Source organism: Bradyrhizobium sp. SZCCHNR1093, assembly GCF_032381175.1.
GTDB lineage: Bacteria > Pseudomonadota > Alphaproteobacteria > Rhizobiales > Xanthobacteraceae > Bradyrhizobium.
Window position 1 is genome coordinate 553,335 of sequence record NZ_JAUHJJ010000003.1, and the last position, 20,937, is coordinate 574,271.

Consider the following 20,937-nt stretch of genomic DNA (forward strand, 5'->3'; position numbering starts at 1 on the left):
TTTGCGCTGAGATTGTCGAGAAGCACCTGCAAAAATCTTGAAAAAGCCAGGTGCGAGCCAAAGAATTGGGCTAAGGCAAATTATTAGCAAGAAGCAATGGGTGCAGGTCCGCGCTGCTCGGTGGGCCAGATGGGTTTTCGAGGCGTCGTTGAATATTCGTCCGACAAGGTTCGAGCTCGAAGAGACGGCCCACGTGATGCCGCAGATGAGCGCAGCCGCAGCAGCAACTGATCCTCTCAGCGACAGTCTGCTTTACCTCGCAGCTCATCATGGCCGCGCCTTGAGCCGCAGCGCGCTGCTATCCGGACTGCCGCTCGACAGCGGCGTGCTCAGCATCGCGCTCTACGAGCGCGCCGCGCAGCGGGCCGGGCTCGAGGCGCAACTGGTCGAACGGCCGCTGAGCGAGATCCCCGCGCTGGTGCTGCCTTGCGTGCTGATGTTTCACGACGGCACCACGCGCATCCTGCTGACGATCGACGAGGCCGCCGGCCGCCTCACCATCGTCGATCCCTCGCGTCGTGAACAGCCGGCGATCGAGCGCTTCGAGGTGGTCGCGGCGCGATATGTCGGCTTCGCCTATCTGGTGCGGCCCGCCACAGTCGCCGATCCGCGCGTGGCGGCCGCCGGCGAGGTGCCGAAGACGCACTGGTTCTGGTCGGTGGTCAGCCGCTTCGGCGCCAATTACGGCCATGTCGCGATCGCCGCGTTCATCGTCAACATCCTGGCGCTGGCCGCGCCGCTGTTCACGATGAGCGTCTACGACCGCGTGATCCCGAACGGCGCGATCCCCTCATTGGTCGCACTCGGCATCGGCCTTCTCCTCGCCATCGGATTCGACTTCCTGCTCAAGGTGGTGCGCAGCCGCATCATCGACATGACAGGCAAGAAGATCGACGTGGTGCTTGCCGCGAACATCTTCGAGCACGTGATGTCGCTGAAGATGGACAAGCGGCCGCCATCGGTCGGCATCCTCGCCAACCAGCTGCGCGACTTTGATTCGGTTCGCGAGTTCTTCACCTCCGGCACCGTGGTGTCGGCGACCGACATGCTGTTCGCGGTCGTGTTCATCATCGTGCTGTTCATCATCGCGGGTCCCATCGCATGGATTCCGCTGCTGATGCTGCCGGTGATGATCGCCGTCGGGCTGCTGATCCAGCGGCCGCTCGAACGCGCGATGCGGCAGATGCAGGCGCAGTCCGCCGCGCGTCACGGCATTCTGGTGGAATCGCTGAACGGAATGGAGACGGTCCGCGCGGTGGCCGGCGAGAGCCGGGTGCAGACGGTGTGGGAGCGCTCGGTGGCGGCGCAGGCGCGCTCCAGCGAGGACGTCCAGTTCTGGGCGTCGATGGCCATGACCGCGGCGAGCGTCGCCAGCCAGTTCTGCAGCCTGCTGCTGGTCGTGGTCGGCGTGTTCCTGATCCTCGACGGCAAGCTCTCGGTCGGTGCGCTGGTGGCGGCCAACATGCTGTCGGGTCGCGTGCTCGGTCCGATCGCAGGCATCGCCGGCCTGATGACGCGCTTCACCCAGACGACGTCGGCGCTGCGCTCGATCGACCGGCTGATGTCCCTGGACCGTGAGCGTCCGCCGGAAAAGATCTACGTCGCGCGTGAGATCAACCAGGGCCGCATCCAGTTCAAGAACGTCAGCTTCTCCTATCCGGGAAGCCAGACCAAGGCGCTCGACAACGTCTCCTTCGATATCAAGCCGGGCGAGAAGATCGGCATCATCGGTCGGGTCGGCTCGGGCAAGACCACCGTCGGCCGCCTCGCCACTGCGTTCTATCCGCCGACCGAAGGCAGCATCCTGATCGACGGGATCGACATCCAGCAGTACGACCCGGCCGATCTGCGCGCCGGCATCGGCTTCGTGCTGCAGGACACCGACCTGTTCTACGGCAAGCTGCGCGACAACATCACGCTCGGCCGTCCGGCGGCGACCGATGAGGAGGTGCTCGAGGCAGCGCGGCTCGCCGGCGTCGAAACCTTCATCGCCGGCCACCCGCAGGGCTATGAGATGATGATCGCCGAAGGCGGCCGCAGCCTGTCGGGCGGGCAGAAGCAGGCGATCGGGCTGGCGCGCGTCCTGATCCGCAAGCCGCGCGTGCTATTCCTCGACGAGCCGACTGCACATTTCGACGTCCGCAGCGAGGGCGAATTCCTCGAGCGCCTGAAGTCGCTGGCCAAAGGCGAGATGTCCATCATCGTCTCGACCCACCGGCCTTCGTTGTTGTCGCTGGTCGACCGCATCCTGGTGTTCGACTCCGGCAAGATCGTCGCCGACGGTCCGACCGCGCAGATCCTCACCATGCTGCGTCCGCAGCAGCCCGCGGCGGCGCCGGCCGCGAGCCACGCGGTGAAGCCGGTCCAGGGGACGCGGTGACATGGCGCTCAGCGATTTCGCGTTCTCCAACGACATCAGGGCTGCCGTCGAGCTGCGCACGCCGAAGACGGCGCGGATGCTGCTGCTGGCCTCGCTCGGCCTGTTCTTCACCTTCCTGATCTGGGCGCATTTCGCCGTGCTCGATGAGGTCAAGCGCGGCAATGGCAAGGTCGTGCCGTCGCGCCAGACCCAGGTGGTTCAATCGCTGGAAGGCGGCATCATCGCCGATCTCCTGGTGCAGGAAGGCGCGATCGTCGAAAAGGATCAGCCGCTGGCGCGGATCGAGGACACCAATTTTGCGTCGCAGTTCGGCGAGATCCGCGAGCGCCGCGGCGCGATGGCGGCGCGGGTGATCCGGCTGGCGGCGGAAACCGAGGGCCGCAGCCCGGTCGAGTTTCCCGAGGAACTCGTCGCGGACGCCCCGCGCGCGGTGCAGACCGAGCGCGCCGTGTTCGACGCCCATGCGCGCAAGCTCGCGCAGGACATCGACGTCGTGCAGCAGCAGGAGCAGCAGAAGAGCAAGGAGATCGACGAGCTCAGGGCCACCGAGAAGCGCTTCTCGGAGACGTTGGCACTGCTCAATCGCGAATTGGGGCTGACCCGCAAGCTGTTCGACCAGAAGGTGGTGCCGGAGATCGAGATGCTCCGCGCCGACCGCCAGGCCACCGACATGCGGGGGCAGCTCGCGGTGGTGCAGGCGAGCATCGTGAAGACCGAGGCCGCCGTGCAGGAGGCGCGCGCGCGCCGGCTCAACATCGTCACGGCGTTTCGCGCCCAGGCCGAGGACGATCTCGCCAAGTCGCGCGGCGATCTCGCCGTGCTCGACGAGAACATCAAGTCGGCCCAGGACCGGGTGCGGCGGACCGAGCTGCGCTCGCCCGTGCGCGGCATAGTCAACAGGCTCAACGTCACCACCATCGGCGCCGTGGTCGCGCCAGGCGCCAGCCTGATGGAGATCACGCCGCTCGATGACACGCTGCTGGTCGAAGGCCGCATCCGTCCGCAGGACATCGCCTTCATCCGTCCCAACCACGAGGCGGTGGTCAAGCTCAGCGCCTATGATTCCTCGGTGTACGGCTCCTTGCACGGGCGCGTCGAGCGCATCAGCGCCGATACCATCACCGACGAGAAGGGCGACAAGAACGAGCGTGGCGAGACCTTCTATCGGGTGATGGTGCGCACCGAGAAGAACCACCTCGGCACCGCCCAGCAGCCGCTTCCGATCATCCCGGGCATGGTCGCGACCGTCGAGATCCTGACGGGCAAGAAATCGGTGCTGGACTATCTGGTCAAGCCTGCCCGCATGCTGCGCGACGAGGCGCTGCGGGAGCGCTGAGCGCAGGCGCGGGCAGCTCGTGTGAGTGCAGCGATACCCGGTTCTCCGCGAAAAGTATGTGAGATCCCAGAAGTCGCTGCGCTGATCCGCGGCTGAGCGAGCCGGCCTGCGTTACCAAATTCTGAATCGTTCAAATGCGACGCGATTTGGTCGGCCGCGGTTAGTCGCGTTCGCAGCTTGGCCGCGAACATCACCGCGGTTTAACCGGCCCGAAGCCGCGCCGGCCCTATCCCTGACCCGATAACGACCGGGACAGGGATCGACGCGATGACGTCGGCCGATGCCCCGGAGCATACAGGGCGTCACTGATGTTGCGGATCGATCGGCCGCGGGTTCGCCCGCGCGCGCTGGGGCTTGCGCTTGTGTTGTCGGTCGTGGCCGGTTGTGCCGGCGCTGCGTTTGCCGAGACTTCAAATCGTAGATCTCCGCAGGGCACTGCGGATAGCGCGCTGCCGGTGCCGCCGCCCGTCCGTTTCTTCACCATCAATGCCGTGCTCGCCAAGCACGACGGCCTGCGTCGCGCGGCCTCCGGGCCTGTGGAAGTGGCATCGACCGACCCGGCCGGCCGCGCCGGATCAGTCAGCGACGCCCCGCAGGGGCCGGCGGTCGCTAATCCCAGCGACGAGCCGTTCGGCCTGATGACGTTCCGCGCACCCGAAGGCGTGCTGTGGGTGAAATGGCGCGGCATCCAGGCTGCGATGGCGAGCGAGCGGATGTCGACCGACCGCTGCAACGGCGATGACGCGCGTTGCTCGGCGTCGGAGCGCTTCTTCGTTGCGCTGATGCGGTCGGCGGCTGCCGCCAGCGCAGGTCGTGCACGCGCGGAAATCATCAATCGCGGCGTCAACCAGGCGGTGCGCTACGTCAGCGACGATCAGCAACACGGCCTGCCGGACGTCTGGAGTTCGCCACTGCAGACCTTGCGCAGCGGCCTCGGTGACTGCGAGGACTACGCGATCGCGAAATATGCGTTGTTGCTGGCGGCGGGAACGCCGGAATCCGATCTCAAGCTGCTTCTGGTCCGCGACCTCGCCGTAAGGCAGGATCATGCGGTCGTCGCAGTGCGGCTCGACGGCAAGTGGCTCGTGCTTGACAATCGGCGGGCCGCTCTGATGGAAGGTCGCGATCTGCAGTCCTTCATGCCGTTGTTTGCGATCGATCACCGCGGCGTCAGCCTGTTCGCGGCGCCCTATGCCGAGCGGCCGCACCACGAAAGCGAGAGCGACGTCACGCCGGCGGCCGAAGCCGACATCGGCGGCGGCCGTGATCCGGGCCGGCCGTTGCTGCTCTGAATGTCGCAGCCGAACGACTTGTAGCCGGCGCCGTTTGCGGTCTTAATGCACGCCGGGAAGCTGGCGAGCAGGGGGCCGCGGTGAATATCAAGCAAGTCATGGTTTGCGGGGCAGTGGTCCTGTCGGCGATCGGTGGGATGATCGGCATCGCGCGGGCCGACGCCGTGGTGCTGCCGGGCGCGGCGTTTGCGATCGCCTGCGAGAATGGCGGCAGTTACGTGCTGCGCTCTCGTCCCGTGCTCGCGCCGGGCGAGATCGTCACCGCGCAGCTCTACCTCCATCCTCGCCACGCGATTCCGGTCCGTCTCGTTCCGATGGGCGACGGCTATCGCTACGCAGGCCGCGGCGTGTGGCTCGATGGTATCGGTGACCAGGCGCTGTTGTATTTGCGCAAATATGAACCGGTCGCCTGCGTGGTCAGCCGCATCTGAGGCATTCTGCCGCTGCACAACCTCTTTCAAGAATAGGCTCCGTCTTTCGCAAATAATTCGCGAGAGGCGGAGTTCCATTTCGGCCATTTCATGGCGCTCAGCTCATATTCACGACAGCGTGCGTGGTGTTCCGCAAGTATTGCGCGCGGAACAACTGCGGATCAGTAGTAATTCTCCAGGCCAAAACCCGATTTAATCTTGTCTTTCCGGCTGCGTCATGCGTAGCGCGGAAGCATAGGCGCGGACTAATTTACCTTCATAAATGCCGCTGCACTTGACTGCATTTACCCAAAGTCCCTAAAGTCTGATTAACAAGAACCGGTAATATTGACCCGTATTCTCGTTTAATAATAGTTTAACGATAGAAATGGGAGCGCCACCAAAGCGCCCCATATTTGGAGGTTTTGGCGCATGAATGCTCCTGTCCTGCTGGCCCAGTTGACCGGCACGTCCTCGCAGCCATCCAGCGCCTCTGCAAAGCACCTCAAGATCGGCAAACCGCCGGGCAACCAAGCCATTACGGTTCACCTCGACGGTCAGAGCCAGATCGATTTCAGCGACATCGCCAGCGAGCGGCTGACCTTCATCAAGATCGGCAACCGCCTCATCATCCTGTTCGACAATCAGTCGACGGTGTCCATCGACCCGGTTTTCGATACCAACGGCGCCCCGCTGAAGGACGTCAGCTTCGAGGTCGGCCCCGACCGAATCATCAATGGCGATCAGTTCGCCGAGCTGTTTCCCATCACCACCGACCAGTCGGTGCTGCCCGCCGCGGGAACGCCCGGTGCGCCGGGCGTGCCTGCCGGAGCGAACTTCGGGACGTTCAAGATCGATGCGCTGATCGGCGGCACGCCGCTTGGGCTGCTGGGAGCCGAGGACACCACCACCAAATTCGGCGACAATCCGGTCACGCCGAATCCGACGCCGATTGCCGGCGTCGCCGACAGCGTGGTGCTCAATGAGGACGGCCTGTCCGAAGGCCGGCCCGGCGGCAGCGGCGACATCGGCGGCGTGGCGACGAGCTTTACCGGTTCGCTGAACGTCGACTTCGGCACCGACGTGATCGGCCGCGCCTTTGCGTTTGCGGCGTCACAGCCTGGTCTTGCCGGGCTGACGTCCGGCGGCCAGGAGGTGCATTTTGCGATCACCACCGTCAACGGCCAGCCGGAGCTGATCGGCTATATCGGCAGTGATCCCTCGATCGTCGCCAACCAGGTCTTCACCGTCACGCTCGACGCCAACGCGACGATCGCGGGGACCTATACGGTCACGCTGCTGCAGCCGCTCGATCATCCGGTCTTCGGCACCGAAGACACGCTGAACCTCACCATCAACGTCATCGCCATCGACGGCAGCGGCGACACCGCGCCGGTGACGATCGTGATCGGCGTCAACGACGATTCGCCGGTCGCCGGCACCGTCGAGGCGATCAACGTCGCCGAGCACACCGGCGGCGGCAGCGAAGGCGGCGGCGAGAGCGAGCTCGTCGCCAAGGTCGTGGGCGGCGACGGCTTCGAGCCGACCACCGCGAGCGTGGATCTCCACATCGGCTGGGGCGCCGACAACGGCAACAGCAAGGTCGATGGCGGCTCCAACGGGACCGTGGTCGACGGCGACCGCTCGCTGGTGTTCGACGCGTCCGAGATCGCGACCTTGCAGGCGCTGGGCCTGACCTCGAACGGCGAGGCCATCTCCTACACGCTGTCGGCTAACGGCACCGAGATCATCGCGACCGCAGGTGAGGGTGAGGGCGCGCGCACCATCTTCACCGTGTCGCTGTCCGACACCGGCTCCGGCAGCGCCACCTTCACCCTGTCCGACAATATCGACCACAACGGCGCCAACGACGCGTCGCTGCCGCTGACCTTCAAGGTGGTCGCGACCGACGCCGACGGCGACCCCGTCAACAGCGCCTTCACCGTCAATGTCGCCGATGACGGCCCGAGCTTCGGCGAGAAGCCGAGCTATTCGGTGGTCGACGAAGACGGTCTCGGCAATGCCGGCAACAGCTACGCCGATGGCAGCGACGCCTATGGCGAAGACCTGACGGTCACCGATACGCTCGGAATCCGCTGGGGCTCCGACGACGCCAACAACAATGTCGACGGCGGCATCAACGCAACGCCGGTCAACGGCGACCGCGCCGTCACCTTCGCCGCAAACGTGGTGGCCTCGCTCGAGGCGCAGGATCTGACCTCCGACGGCTTTGCCCTGCGCTACGAAGTGTCGGGGAACGGCACCGTGCTGACCGCCTATCGCTATGATGCCGCGCACGAGACCTATGTCGATGCCAACGGCAAGCCGCTGGAAGGCGAGGGGCTGTCGGGCGCCGTGGTGTTCACGGTGTCGCTGTCCGACCAGGGTCATGGCTCCTATACCTTCGCGCTGTCGGGCAACCTGGATCACCCGGTGCACGGCACCGAGGATGACATCACCCTCAACATCGGTTTCGTCGCCACCGATTCCGATGGCGATGCGATCACCGACACCTTCACGGTGAAGGTCAATGACGACGCCCCGAGCTTCGGCGAGAAGCCGAGCTATTCGGTGGTCGACGAGGACGGCCTCGGCAACGCCGGCAACAGCTACAAGGATGACGGCGACGCCTATGGCGAAGACCTGAAGGTCACCGATACGCTCGGCATTCGCTGGGGCGCCGACAGCGCCAACAGCCATGTCGATGGCGGCATCGATGGCACGCCGGTCAACGGCGACCGCGCCGTGACCTTCGCGGCCGACGTGGTCGCGACGCTCGACGCCCAGAATCTCGCCTCGAACGGCTTCGGTCTCACCTACGTCGTGTCCGACAACGGAACGCTGCTCACGGCCTATCGCTACGACGCCGAGCATGAGACCTATGTCGGCGCCGACGGCAAGCCGACGGATTCGGCCCACGCGACGGTGTTCACCGTGGCGCTGTCCGATCAGGATCACGGCTCCTACACGTTCGAGCTGAAGGGCAATCTCGATCACCCGGTGCACGGCACCGAGGACGACATCACGCTCAACATCGGCTTCGTCGCCACGGATTCCGATGGTGACGCGGTGACCGACAGCTTCACCCTGAAAGTCAACGACGACGCGCCGGTGTTCGGCGATGCGCCGAGCGCCGGTGTGGTCGACGAGGACGGCCTCGGCAATGCCGGCGACAGCTACGTGGAAGGCAGCGACGTCGCCGGCGCCGATCTGACGGTGACCAAGACGCTCGCCATCCTGTGGGGCGCCGATAGCGCCAACAGCCATGTCGACGGCGGCATTGATGGCGCGTCGGTCAAGGGCGATCGCGCCGTCACTTTCGCCGCGGACACGGTTCCCTCGCTCGAGGAGCTGGGGCTGACGTCGAACGGGATTGCGCTGAGCTATCAGGTCTCCGAGAACGGCACGCTGCTGACCGCCTATCGCTACGATGCCGCCCACGAGACCTATGTCGACGCGAACGGCAAGCCGACGGAGGACCTCGCCAGCGCCACGGTGTTCACCGTCTCGCTGTCGGATCTGGACAACGGCTCCTACACCTTCAACCTTACCGGCAATCTCGACCATTCGGTCCACGGCAGCGAGGATAATCAAGGGCTGTATTTCGGCTTCGTTGCCACCGATTCCGACGGCGACGCAATCCACGGCAGCTTCAATGTCGAGGTCAATGACGACGCCCCGGTGTTTGGCGAGCGCGTCAGCTACTCCGTGGTCGACGAGGATGGTCTCGGCAATCCCGGCAATTCCTACGCGGATGGCAACGACGCTGCGGGCGCCAATCTGACGGTGACCGACTTTCTCGGCATCCGTTGGGGCGCCGGCAGCGCCAACAGCCATGTCGACGGCGGCATCAACGGTGCGCCGGTCAACGGCGACCGCGCCGTCACCTTCGCCGTCGACGTGGTCTCGACGCTTACCGCCCAGCATCTGACGTCGAACGGCGTCGCGCTGACCTACACCGTGTCCGCCGGCGGCACGATGCTGACCGCCTACCGCTACGATGAAGCGCATCACACCTACGTCGACGGCGAGGGCCATGCCACCGGTGATCCGGCCACGGCTGCGGTGTTCACGGTGTCGCTGTCCGACCAGGGGCAGGGGTCCTACAGCTTCACGCTGATCGACAACGTCGATCATCCGGCCCACAACACCGAGGACGACGTCACGCTCACCCTCGGCTTCGTCGCCACGGATTCGGATGGCGATGCGGTCTCCGACACCTTCAAGGTCAAGATCAACGACGACGCGCCAGTGCTGAACCGGGAGATGGCCACCGGCGTGGTCGATGAGGACGGGCTAGCCACCGGGCTCGCCGGCGGACCTGGCGATGTTCCCGGCCAGAACACGGTCGCAACGGGCGATCTCGGCATCTCCTGGGGCAGCGACAGCGCCAACAATCTCGGCAATGTCGGGATCACCGGTGCGTCATCGGTGAACGGCGACCGCGCCGTCACCTTCGCATCCGACGCCACTACCACGCTCGCCGCGCAGCACCTGACCTCGAACGGCGTCGCGTTGACCTACGGCGTCAGCGAAGGCGGCACGTTGATCACGGCCTACCGCTTCGACGGACAGCACTACATCGACGGCAACGGCAACTGGACCGGCAACAAGGCCAATGCCGCCGTGTTCACGGTGAAGCTGTCCGACCTCGATTCCGGATCCTACAGCTTCACGCTGCTCGACAATCTCGATCACCCGGTGCCCAACACCGAGGACAGCATCGCCCTGACGCTGAAATACGTCGCCACCGATTCCGACGGCGATCAGGTCAGCGGCACGTTCAAGGTCAGCGTCAACGACGACAGCCCGGAGGCGCATACCGGGGCGGCCAAGAGCATCAGCGAAGCCGGTCTCAACGCCGGTGGCGGCGATTGCGGCCCCGATTTCGGCGGTCACGATTTCGGCGGCCACGATGGCGGCAGCCGCGATCCTCAGGTGACCGGCGCGCTCAACATCAAATGGGGTGCCGACAACAACGACAGCGGCGCCGCCGATCGCTCGGTCCGCTTCGCCAACACGTCCAACGCTGCCGCCGATGTCCATGTGACCAACGGCAGCGATGTCGGCCTCAGCGGCCTGACCTCGGACGGTCAGCAGGTGAAATACGCCTTCGATCATGGCGTGCTGGTCGGCTACACCGGCAACAGCCTCAATTTCGGGCAGCGCGTGTTCGAAGTCTCGCTCGATGACGACGGTACCGGCACCTACACCTTCAAGCTGCTCGGCAATCTCGATCATCCGGCCGGGCAGGGCAGCAACGTCGTCAAGCTGACGTTCGACTACACCGCGACCGATTCCGACGGCGATTCGAGCAGCAGCACGTTCACCGTCACCGTGATCGACGACGTCCCGACGATCGGGCACGCCGAGAGCGAGACCGTCAGCGAAGCCAACCTTCCGACCGATCTCTACGACGTCCTGTTCCCGGATTCGCCGTACTCCACCGTGCAGACCGGCCGCCTCGCGATTTCCTGGGGCGCCGACGACAACGATTCCGGCGCGACCAACAACCGCTCGGTGGCGTTCTTCGACACGACCGCCCCGGACGGGCTGACGTCGAACGGCTATGCGATCAGTTACGTGGTCTCGTCCGACGGCACCACGCTGAGCGCGGTCACCACCGATCATCGCACCGTTTTCACCGTCACGCTGAGCGATGACGGCGACGGCAGCTACAAGTTCACGCTGCTCGACAACCTCGACCATGGCAAGTCGGGCACCGACAGCCTGGCGCTGAGCTTCGGCTTCAAGGCCACCGATTCCGACGGCGACAGCGCCACGAGCAGCTTCACGGTGGCGGTGACGGACGACGTGCCGACCGTCGGCTGCGCCGAGGACGAGACCGTCAGCGAGGCCAGCCTGCCGACCGACGGCTACGACACCAGCCATCCAGACGCGTCGAACTCGACGGTCCAGACCGGCAGCCTCGACATTTCCTGGGGGGCCGACGACAACAATACGGGCGTGGGGCACAACCGCGCGGTGGCCTTCACCACTGCCGCCGGCGCCACGGGCCTGACCTCCGACGGCTCGGCGATCAGCTACACGATCTCCAGCGACGGCACCTTGCTGACGGCCGTCACCGCGGATCACCGCACCGTCTTCACCATCCAGTTGTCCGACAGCGGCGATGGCAGCTACAAGTTCACGCTGTACGACAACATCGACCACCCGGCGTCCGGCCAGAACGACGATAGCCTGCCGCTGACGTTCGGCTTCAAGGCCACGGATTCCGACGGCGACAGCGTCACCAGCAGCTTCAAGGTCACGGTGCTCGACACCGCGCCGGTGGCGGCGGCCGGCGATGCCAGGACCGTCGACGAGGACGATCTGCCGGGCGGCACGGATGTCTCCAAGGCGCCGACCGCGGTCAGCGGCGACCTCAACATCAGCTGGGGCTCCGACGACAGCAACAAGACCTCGGGCGGCGGGCTCGGCGACCGCTCGGTCACCTTCCGCTACACGAGCGCGGGCGCGAATGTCGACGCCGAGGACAGTTCGGGCCGCAATCTGACGCTGACGTCGGATGGCCAGACGGTGAAGTACACCTTCGAGAACGGCGTGCTCGTCGGCTACACCGGCGGCGATCTCGCCCACGGCGCCCGCGTGTTCGAAGTGTCGCTGAGCGACCAGAACGACGGCTCCTACAACTTCAAGCTGCTCGGCACTCTGGACCATCCCGCCGGCAGCGGCGAGAACATCGTCAAGCTGTCGTTCAGCTTCACGGCGACCGATGGCGACGGCGACACGTCCAGCAACAGCTTCACCGTCTCGGTCAAGGACGACGTGCCGGTGCTCGGTTCGCCGACCGCCGCGACGCTGACCGAGAACGCCACCGGCTCTGCTGGCGCGGAGGTGTTTCAGACCCAGACCGCGGCCGATGTCGCGCTCAACATCAATTGGGGTGCCGACGACAGCAATTCGGGCGCGGCCAATCGCAGCGTCGCATTCGATAGCGCGATCCATACCGGCGACGTGGTCAAGACCACCGGCGCAGGCAGTCCGACGCTGACGTCGAACGGCACGGCGGTGCAGTTCATCCGCGTGTCGGACACCGAGATCTGGGGCGTCGCCAACGACAATGGCGGCCAGCTCACGACGAATGACCGCAAGGTGTTCCACATCACGCTGTCCGACGATGGCTCCGGCAGCTACACCTTCGAGCTCCTGGACAATGTCGATCACGTCGGCTCGGGCCAGACCAATGCACTGTCGCTGAAGCTCGGCTTCACCGCGACCGATGCCGATGGCGATACCGCCTCCGGCGGCAACTTCACCGTCACCATCAATGACGACAACGGCCGGCCCGCGATCGGCACGTCTGATGCCGGGACCGTCGACGAGGATGGGCTTTCCGGCGGCAACACCGGAGCGGCCACCGGCGACGTCGCCGGTGCCAATGTCACGGCCAACGGCTCGCTGGCGATCTCCTGGGGCGCCGACGACAACAACAGCGGCGGCGTGAACCGCGCGGTCGCGTTCAGCGGCATCATCAACGGCCAGAACGCCACTTCGGACGCGGGCTCGCTGACGGTCGGGGGCGTCCAGGTCAAGCTCTGGGTCGTCGGCAATACGGTCTATGGCTACACCGGCAGCAATCCTACCAACGGCAACCCGCCGTCGGTGGCCAGCCAGGTGTTCAAGGTCTCGCTCGATGATTCCGGTGCAGGCAGCTACAGCTTCACGCTGCTGAAGCACGTCGATCATCCGGCCGGCCAGAACGAGAACGACGTCAAGCTGACCTTCGGCTTCACCGCCACCGATGCGGATGGCGACAGCGCCAGCTCGTCATTCGCGGTGACGATCGACGACGATACCCCCGTTGCGACCGCGACGGTGTTGAGAGCCGCGGTCTACGAGAGCGAGCTGCCGAACGGAACGGTGGTGACCGCCACCGGCAACCATGGCGGCGACCTCAATGGCGACGGCAACGGCAACGATTCCTACTTCACCGGCAATCTGAGCTCGCTGGTGTCGTTCGGCGCCGACAAGCCCGGCACCTATACGGTCGAGAAGACCAACCTCGCGCCCGAGCTGCTGTCGCTGACGTCGGGCGGCGTGGCGCTGACCTACAGCATGGGGGTCGACAACACGCTGATCGCCAAGGCTGGCAGCGTCACGATCTTCGAATTCCAGGTCGATGCCAACACCGGCCAGTATTCGTTCCGTCTGAAGGGCGCGCTGGACCACGTCGGCACCGGCCATGACAACACGCTGACGCTCGACCTGTCGACGGCGGTGACCGCCACCGATTCCGACGGCGATTCCGTTGCGCTGCACGATCAGATCATCATCACCGTCAACGATGACAGCCCGCAGTCGCAGGACGTCGACACCGTCGCGATCTCGGAGGCAGCCGGCAGCGTCTCGACCGGCGCGGTCGATCTGCGCATCACCTATGGGGCCGATGGCGACAGCCCCGGGCCGTCGGTGACGTTCTTCGGCGCGTCGCCGGTGCGCGTCTACGATGCAGCCGACCACCAGCTCTCCGGACTGACATCGCTCGGCTTCGGCCTGACCTACGTGATGTCGGCGGATCACACGACGCTGACCGCCTATCGCATGAGCGGTGGCAGCTACATCGGCCAGAATGGTCTGGTGACGGGCAACGCGGCTGATGCGGCCGTGTTCACGGTGACGCTGTCGGAGACCGGCACCGGCTCCTACAACTTCACCTCGCTGCAGCCGCTCGATCATCCCGCGCCGATCGGGACCTCGAGCGCCGCCGACCAGTATCTCGACCTCAATTTCGCCTTCGCGGTCGAGGACCGCGATCACGACGTCTTCACCAACAATTTCACCGTCCGGGTCGATGCCGCCGGCACCGTGACCACGACGCGTTATGACGCGCCGAATTCGCCGGTGTTCGTCAATCTCGGCGACAGCGCGGCGACGGTCGTCGGCGAGACCGTCGGGGCTCACAGCGTGACCGACCGCGCCGCGGTGACCGACAAGGTGGTCGGCACCGACAAGCTCGGCAGCGTGACCGAGGCCCACGGCTCAAATGGCGACGACATTCTGGTCGGCGGCAACGGCGTGGGCGGCGATGCCCTGTTTGGCGGCGCCGGCAACGACATCATCATCGGCGGAGGAGGTGGCGACCGGCTGTTCGGCGGCGCTGGCAACGACACCTTCCTCTACACGGTGGGCGATGGCAGCGACGTCATCGACGGCGGCTCGGAGTCTGGCACGACCTTTCCGAACTACGACGTGCTCGCGATCACGGGCGATGGAAATGCGCGCAATTTCACCATCGGTAAGACCTCGACCGGTACCGAGATCAATCCGACGCTGAACGATCCGTCCGCCAGCAACGCCACCGACATTCTGGTGCGCTATGACGGTTCGAACGGCGCGACGATCCGCGCCGACGAGATCGAGCGCATCACCATCGCCGGCGGCACCGCCAGCGACACGGTGACGATCACCGATATCAGCGGCACGGCGATCGCGCCGTCGACCATCGTGTTCAACGGCGGCTCCGGCAACGACACGCTGGATCTCGTCCGGTTTGCCGGCAACACCAGCGTTGTGTCCGACGGCGGCTCTGACACCGACACGGTGAAGTTCGGTTTCAAGTTCGCCGAGGCGACCTACACCAAGGTGTTCGCGACGGACGGCGTGACGCTGATCGGCGTGCAGGTCACCCACAACGGCCTGACCGATACGTTCACGAATTACGAGAGCTTTGCCTTCACCGACGGCACCCGTTCGCTCGCGGGCGTCTTCAACACGCCGCCGGTGGCTCATGACGACGCGGTCCAGGCGAGTGAGGATAGCCCGCTCACCGTCAACGCGCTGCTCAGCCTGCTCAACAACGACACCGACGTCGACAACAACACCTTAACCGTCACCGGCGTGTCGAACGCGACGCACGGCACCGTTTCGCTCTCCAACGGCAATCCGGTGTTCACGCCGGACAAGAACTTCTCGGGCGTCGCCGGCTTCGATTACACGGTCAGCGACGGCGATGGCGGGACCGCGACCGCGCATGTCACGGTCGACGTCGCACCGAAGGCGGACGCGCTGACGCTGGGCTTCGTGGATCTCGGCCCGGCCTCGGGTGCCGAGGACACCACGATCAACCTGAAGCTCATCAGTGCCGCCGTCACCGATACCGACGGCTCCGAAAGCCTGCGGCTGCTGCTTTCGGGCTATCCGGCCGGTGCGACCTTCTCGGTCGGCCATGCCGGAACCGGCGCTGACGCCGGCAAGTGGGTGATCGATAGCGCCGCCGCGATCGCCGCGTTCGACAGCCACCCGCTGCAGATCACGCCGCCCGCGAACTACAACGGCACGTTCTCGTTGTCGGTGGTCGCGGAGGTCACCGACCAGGCTACGTTGTCGGACGGCAACGTCCACACCGACGTCGTCAACACCGCACTGCAGACGATCGATGTCACGGTGACCCCGGTCAACGACGCGCCGCAGATCCATGCGCCGACGCAGGTGACGACGAACGAGGATACGCCATTCGCCTTCACCGGCGCGAACGCGTTCTCCTTCTCCGATGCGGACGGCGATGTCGTCGAGTCCGTGAGGTTCGACATCTCCGGCGGCACGTTCGCGATCCCGTCTCTCGGCGTCTACAACGCCAGCCAGACGCTCGCGATGAGCGGGTTCAAGATCGGCGATCTGAACGCCATTCTGGCGTCGGCGGTGTTCACGCCATCAGCCGATAACGATGCGACGGGATCGGTCACGATCACCATCAACGACAACGGCAATGTCGGCGGTGGCAATCTGAGCGCGACGCAGACGATCACGATCAACATCAACCCGATCGAGGATGCTCCCACGGCCGTGGATGACACGGCCAGTGTGAACGAGGACACGACGTTGACCGTGTCCGATCCGACGCAGGGCGTTCTGCACAACGACCGCGACCCGGACACCGGCGACACGCTGAGCGTGGTGGCGGGCGACTTCACGACGGCCAAGGGCGGCACGATTCACTTCAATGCCGACGGCACCTATGTCTACAAGCCCAAGGCCGACTTCTATGGCGCGGATACCGTGGATTACACGGTGCGTGATGCGGCCGGACAGACGGACATCGGCACGCTGACGATCAACGCGGTGCCGGTCAACGATGCACCGGAGATCCATGCCCCGACGCACGTGACCGCCGATGAAGGCGCGTCGTTCGCTTTCACCGGCGCGAACGCGATCACCTTCTCCGACGCGGACGGCAATGTCGTCGAGTCCGTGAGGTTCGACATCTCCGGCGGCACGCTGTCCATTCCGTTGCTCGGCGTCTTCAACGCCGAGCAGACGCTCGCGATGAGCGGGTTCAAGATCAACGATCTGAATACCTATCTGGCATCGGCGGTGTTCACGCCGAACAGCGACCAGCCGGGGTCGGTCACGATCACCATCAACGACAACGGCAATGTTGGCGGCGGCAATCTGAGTGCCACCCAGACGGTCAGCGTCGAGGTCATCCCCGCCAACCACCCGCCGGTGGCGAACTCCGACACCCATGCGGTGCTCGAGGATGACACGCTCAACATCTCAGTTGCGAATGGCGTCATCCGCGGCTCGACCGGCGGCTCGGTGGCCGACAGCGACGTCGACAACCCCGTCAGCTCGCTCGTCGTGTCCGGCGTCGTGGCCGGCACCGGCAGCGTGACGCAGGGGGCGGGCGTCGGCACCTCGATCGAGGGCGCCTACGGCCATCTGACGCTGAATTCGGACGGCTCCTACACCTATGTCGCCGACAAGGCCGATGCGCTGGCGGCGGGCGTGCCCGCGGTGGACACCTTCACCTATACCGACAAGGATCCGTCGGGCGCGGTGTCGAACACGGCGACGCTCAAGATCACGGTCACCGGCGTCAACGACGCGGCCGTGATCAGCGGCGACGCCACCGGCACCATCGCCGAGGAGGGCGGCATCTCCAACAGCCAGAGCAGCCCGCTCTATGGCATCGCCCGCGGCGACCTCAATGCGACCGACGTCGACGGGCACAACGATGTGTGGCAGGCGACGTCCTCGAACACGGCCAACGGCTACGGCTGGTACGACATCGGCAGCGATGGCAGGTGGACCTACGGCATCTATAACAACGACCCGAGAATCCAGGCGCTGAAGGAAGGTGAGACCACGCTGACCGACAGCTTCACGGTCTACACGGAGGACGGCACCGCCAAGACGGTGACGATCCAGATCCTCGGCAACAATGATGCGCCGGTCCTGCAGAACGCGCTGACCGACCGCAGCTCGGCGGAAGATCAGCCGTTCAGCTTCACCATCCCGTCGAACACGTTTGCCGATGTCGATGGCCGCTTCGATGGCACCGCGAACCTGCTGACGCTGTCGGCGAACCTCAGCGACGGCAGCAACCTGCCGGCGTGGTTGCACTTCGACGCCACGACCGGCACCTTCAGCGGCACCCCGCCGGCCAATTTCGTAGGCACGGTCAACGTCACGGTCTACGCCAGCGACGGCGAATATGCCGTCTCGGACGCCTTCACGCTGACCATCACGCCGGTCAATGACGGCGCTGCGAGCGTGACGGTGTCGGGCACGGCGACGCAGGGCCAGACGCTGACCGCCAATCTCGGCAGCGATCCGGATGGCGCCGCGTCGAACGTCGTCTATCACTGGCTGCGGGACGGCGCCGTCATCAACGGCGCAACCGGCTCGACCTATACGCTGGGGTCCAACGACGTCGGCCACAAGATCTCGGCCAACGTTACCTATACCGACGGCCAGGGCTTTGCCGAGAACGTGACCAGCGGCCAGACCGGCTCGGTCACGGCGCCGAACCACGCGCCGACCTTCGGAGCCGGAACGACCGCGGCAAGCGTCACCGAGGACGCCTCCTATGCGGCGCCGAGCGGCAACCTGATCCAGAACGGCTCGTTCGGCTACTACAACGGCAACTTCTACACGCTGGATGCGTGGACGGTCGGGGGCGCCCATGCCGTCACCGTCGTGGGCGGCCGCACGGATGGCGGCTCGGCCGACTTCTACGGCGCATCGAGCTCGATGAGCCAGACCATCAGCACCGTCGTCGGCGTGACCTATACCGTCGACTTCTACGTGATGACCTACGGTACGGCCGTGACATCATCCGTTGATGGAACACCCCTTCTGACGACGAGCGCCTGGAACTTTGGCTGGACGGAGCAGACCTACCAGTTCACCGCGACCTCGACGTCGACGACGATCAAGTTCGCGAGCGCAGGTGGTGCCGTCATCGACGACATCTCGGTGCAACCCAGCACGGTCGTGACACCGGGCGTGGAGCGGGCGTCCGGCGCGATCGCCTTCACCGACGTAGACGGCGATGCCCAGACCGTGACCTACACGACACCGGCCGGCAGCAACTACTACGGCTCGTTCAACGCCACGGTCGACAATACCGGCCACAAGGTGAACTGGACGTTCACCGTCAACGACGCCGACATCCAGTCGCTGCGCGCCAGCGACCATATCGATCAGACCTACACGGTGAAGATCGACGACGGTCACGGCGGGACGACGACGCAGACCGTCACCGTCACGGTGAACGGCGTCAACGATGCGGCGTCGATCGCGGGCACGGCAAGCGGGACGGTCAAGGAGGACGGCACGCTGACGGCCGGCGGGACCCTGACGGTTACCGACGTCGATAGCGGGGAAGCCCAGTTCCAGACGCCCGCTTCACTGGCGGGGACGTATGGCACCTTCACCTTCAACGCGGTGACCGGGGCCTGGGGCTATACGCTGAACAATTCGGCGGCCAACGTCCAGGCGCTCAACAATGGCGACGTCAAGCACGACACGCTGACCGTGAAGTCGGTCGACGGCACGGCCAGCCAGGTCATCGACGTGACCATCAACGGCACGAACGAGCCGGCGCCGCTGGCCGTCGTGGACACCACGAGCGCCGACGGACGCTATGCGCTGTCGCAGAACACCGACTCGCCGAACGTGATCAGCCTGAATGCGGCAACGCTGTTCTCAGGCGGAACGGGGACGGTCACCTACACCTACAGCCTCGTCTACAGCTCGACCGGCGACGACAGCTGGATCCATCGGACCGGAAACCAGTTCACCGGCGATCCGAACAACAGCGATGCGGGCCTGTACGTTTACAAGGTGACGGCCACCGATTCGGTGTCGTCTGTGTCGACCTATCTCGCCTTCAACGCGCTCGACAATGGTGCGCTCAATCTCACCATCAACTCGCTGTCGGACAAGTCGTGGGTGGTCGGCTCGGCGCCGTGGCTGTCCGGCTACAGTGCCAACGACGGCGACGCGATCACCGCCACGGTCGACAACACGCTCGAGGCCAATGCCAACAACGGCTACGACGTGATGATCGGGTCGAGCGGCGGCAACAACTTCAACGGCGGCGCCGACGATGACGGCATCTACGGCCTCGGCGGCAACGACACGCTGCTCGGCGGCTCCGGCAACGACTATATCAACGGCGGCGCCGGCAACGACTCCATCCGGGGCGGCAGCGGCAACGACGTCACCATCGGCGGCTCCGGCAACGACACCTTCTATTGGGGCGTCAACGACGGCGTCGACACCGTCGACGGCGGCATCGGCACCGACACGTTCGTCATCGAGGGGACGTCGTCGCAGGATCTGATCTACGTCACGGTTGCCGGCGGCGTGATCACCGACGTCAACGGGACCAAGCTCAGCAATATCGAGGCCGTGACCGCCGATCTCGGCAGCAGCAGCAGCGATACGCTGACTTACATCACCAGCGAGGACGTGACGGTCAATCTCGGCGCCGGCACGGCCATCGGCTTCGGCTCGATCGCCAATATCGAGCGCGTGACCGGTGGCTCGGGCGACGACATCCTGATCGGCAGCAGTGCTGCCAACACGATCAATGGCGGCGACGGCGACGACATCATCCGCGGCGGCGGCGGCAACGACACCATCGATGGCGGGGCAGGGATCGACCTGCTCGACTTCTCGGATGCCACGGCCGGTTTTACGTTGACGCTGACTCAAAGCTCGACCGCCACGAATGTGTCCATTCCTGGTCTCGGCACGGACAGCTACAAGAATATGGAAGGCGTGATCGGTTCGAACTACAATGATACGATCAATGGGTCGGGCAGCGCTGACGTTCTCATCGGCGGCGCCGGCTCCGACCAGCTCACGGGCAACGGCGGGTCCGACACGTTCAAGTGGAACGCCGGCGATCTCGCCGGCGGCGGGCTCGACACCATCCTGGATTTCCAGACCGGGACCTCCGGCGACGTCATCGACCTCTCGGGCCTCTTGGCCAGCGTGTCCGGCAACCATGCCGACGCGGTGCGCTTCGTCGACAGCGGCGGGCACACCAGCCTGGCCTCGGCCAACGGCAGTGGCGTTCTGAACAACGGCGACCTGACGCTGCAGATCAACGCCGGCTCCGGCTGGACCAACGTCGCGACGATCAAGGACACCGGCGGCAACCTCACGGCCGGCGACGACGTGATCAAGATGATCATCGACAACAGCCACGCCCAGACGCAGGTCCACGTCTGACCCGGCCGGCTTGGGACAAGCAGAAGCAAA

General features: G+C 65.3%; 5 protein-coding genes. All 5 read left to right on the plus strand.

Annotation, left to right across the window (positions count from 1 at the left end; translation table 11 throughout):
* Nucleotides 1-196: 196 nt before the first annotated feature.
* The 5 genes from QX070_RS13605 to QX070_RS13625 all read left to right on the plus strand — a co-directional run bounded on the left by QX070_RS13605 (nucleotide 197) and on the right by QX070_RS13625 (nucleotide 20,907).
* Nucleotides 197-2,380, plus strand: a complete 2,184-nt coding sequence (locus tag QX070_RS13605) for a type I secretion system permease/ATPase (RefSeq protein ID WP_315737730.1) — start codon at nucleotides 197-199, stop codon at nucleotides 2,378-2,380.
* Nucleotide 2,381: 1 nt separating this feature from the next.
* A complete protein-coding gene (locus tag QX070_RS13610) occupies nucleotides 2,382-3,716 on the plus strand; it encodes an HlyD family type I secretion periplasmic adaptor subunit (protein ID WP_315737542.1) in 1,335 nt (444 codons plus the stop codon).
* Nucleotides 3,717-4,171: 455 nt separating this feature from the next.
* On the plus strand, nucleotides 4,172-5,008 hold the full coding sequence (locus tag QX070_RS13615) for a transglutaminase-like cysteine peptidase (protein WP_315737543.1): 837 nt from the start codon (nucleotides 4,172-4,174) through the stop codon (nucleotides 5,006-5,008).
* Between the two features lie 80 nt (nucleotides 5,009-5,088).
* The gene (locus QX070_RS13620; RefSeq protein ID WP_315737544.1) at nucleotides 5,089-5,439 is read left to right on the plus strand and encodes a hypothetical protein; all 351 of its coding nucleotides are present in this window, start codon (nucleotides 5,089-5,091) and stop codon (nucleotides 5,437-5,439) included.
* Nucleotides 5,440-5,850: 411 nt separating this feature from the next.
* Nucleotides 5,851-20,907: a VCBS domain-containing protein gene (locus QX070_RS13625; protein ID WP_315737545.1), complete on the plus strand. Its 15,057-nt coding sequence runs from the start codon at nucleotides 5,851-5,853 to the stop codon at nucleotides 20,905-20,907.
* Nucleotides 20,908-20,937 lie beyond the last annotated feature (30 nt).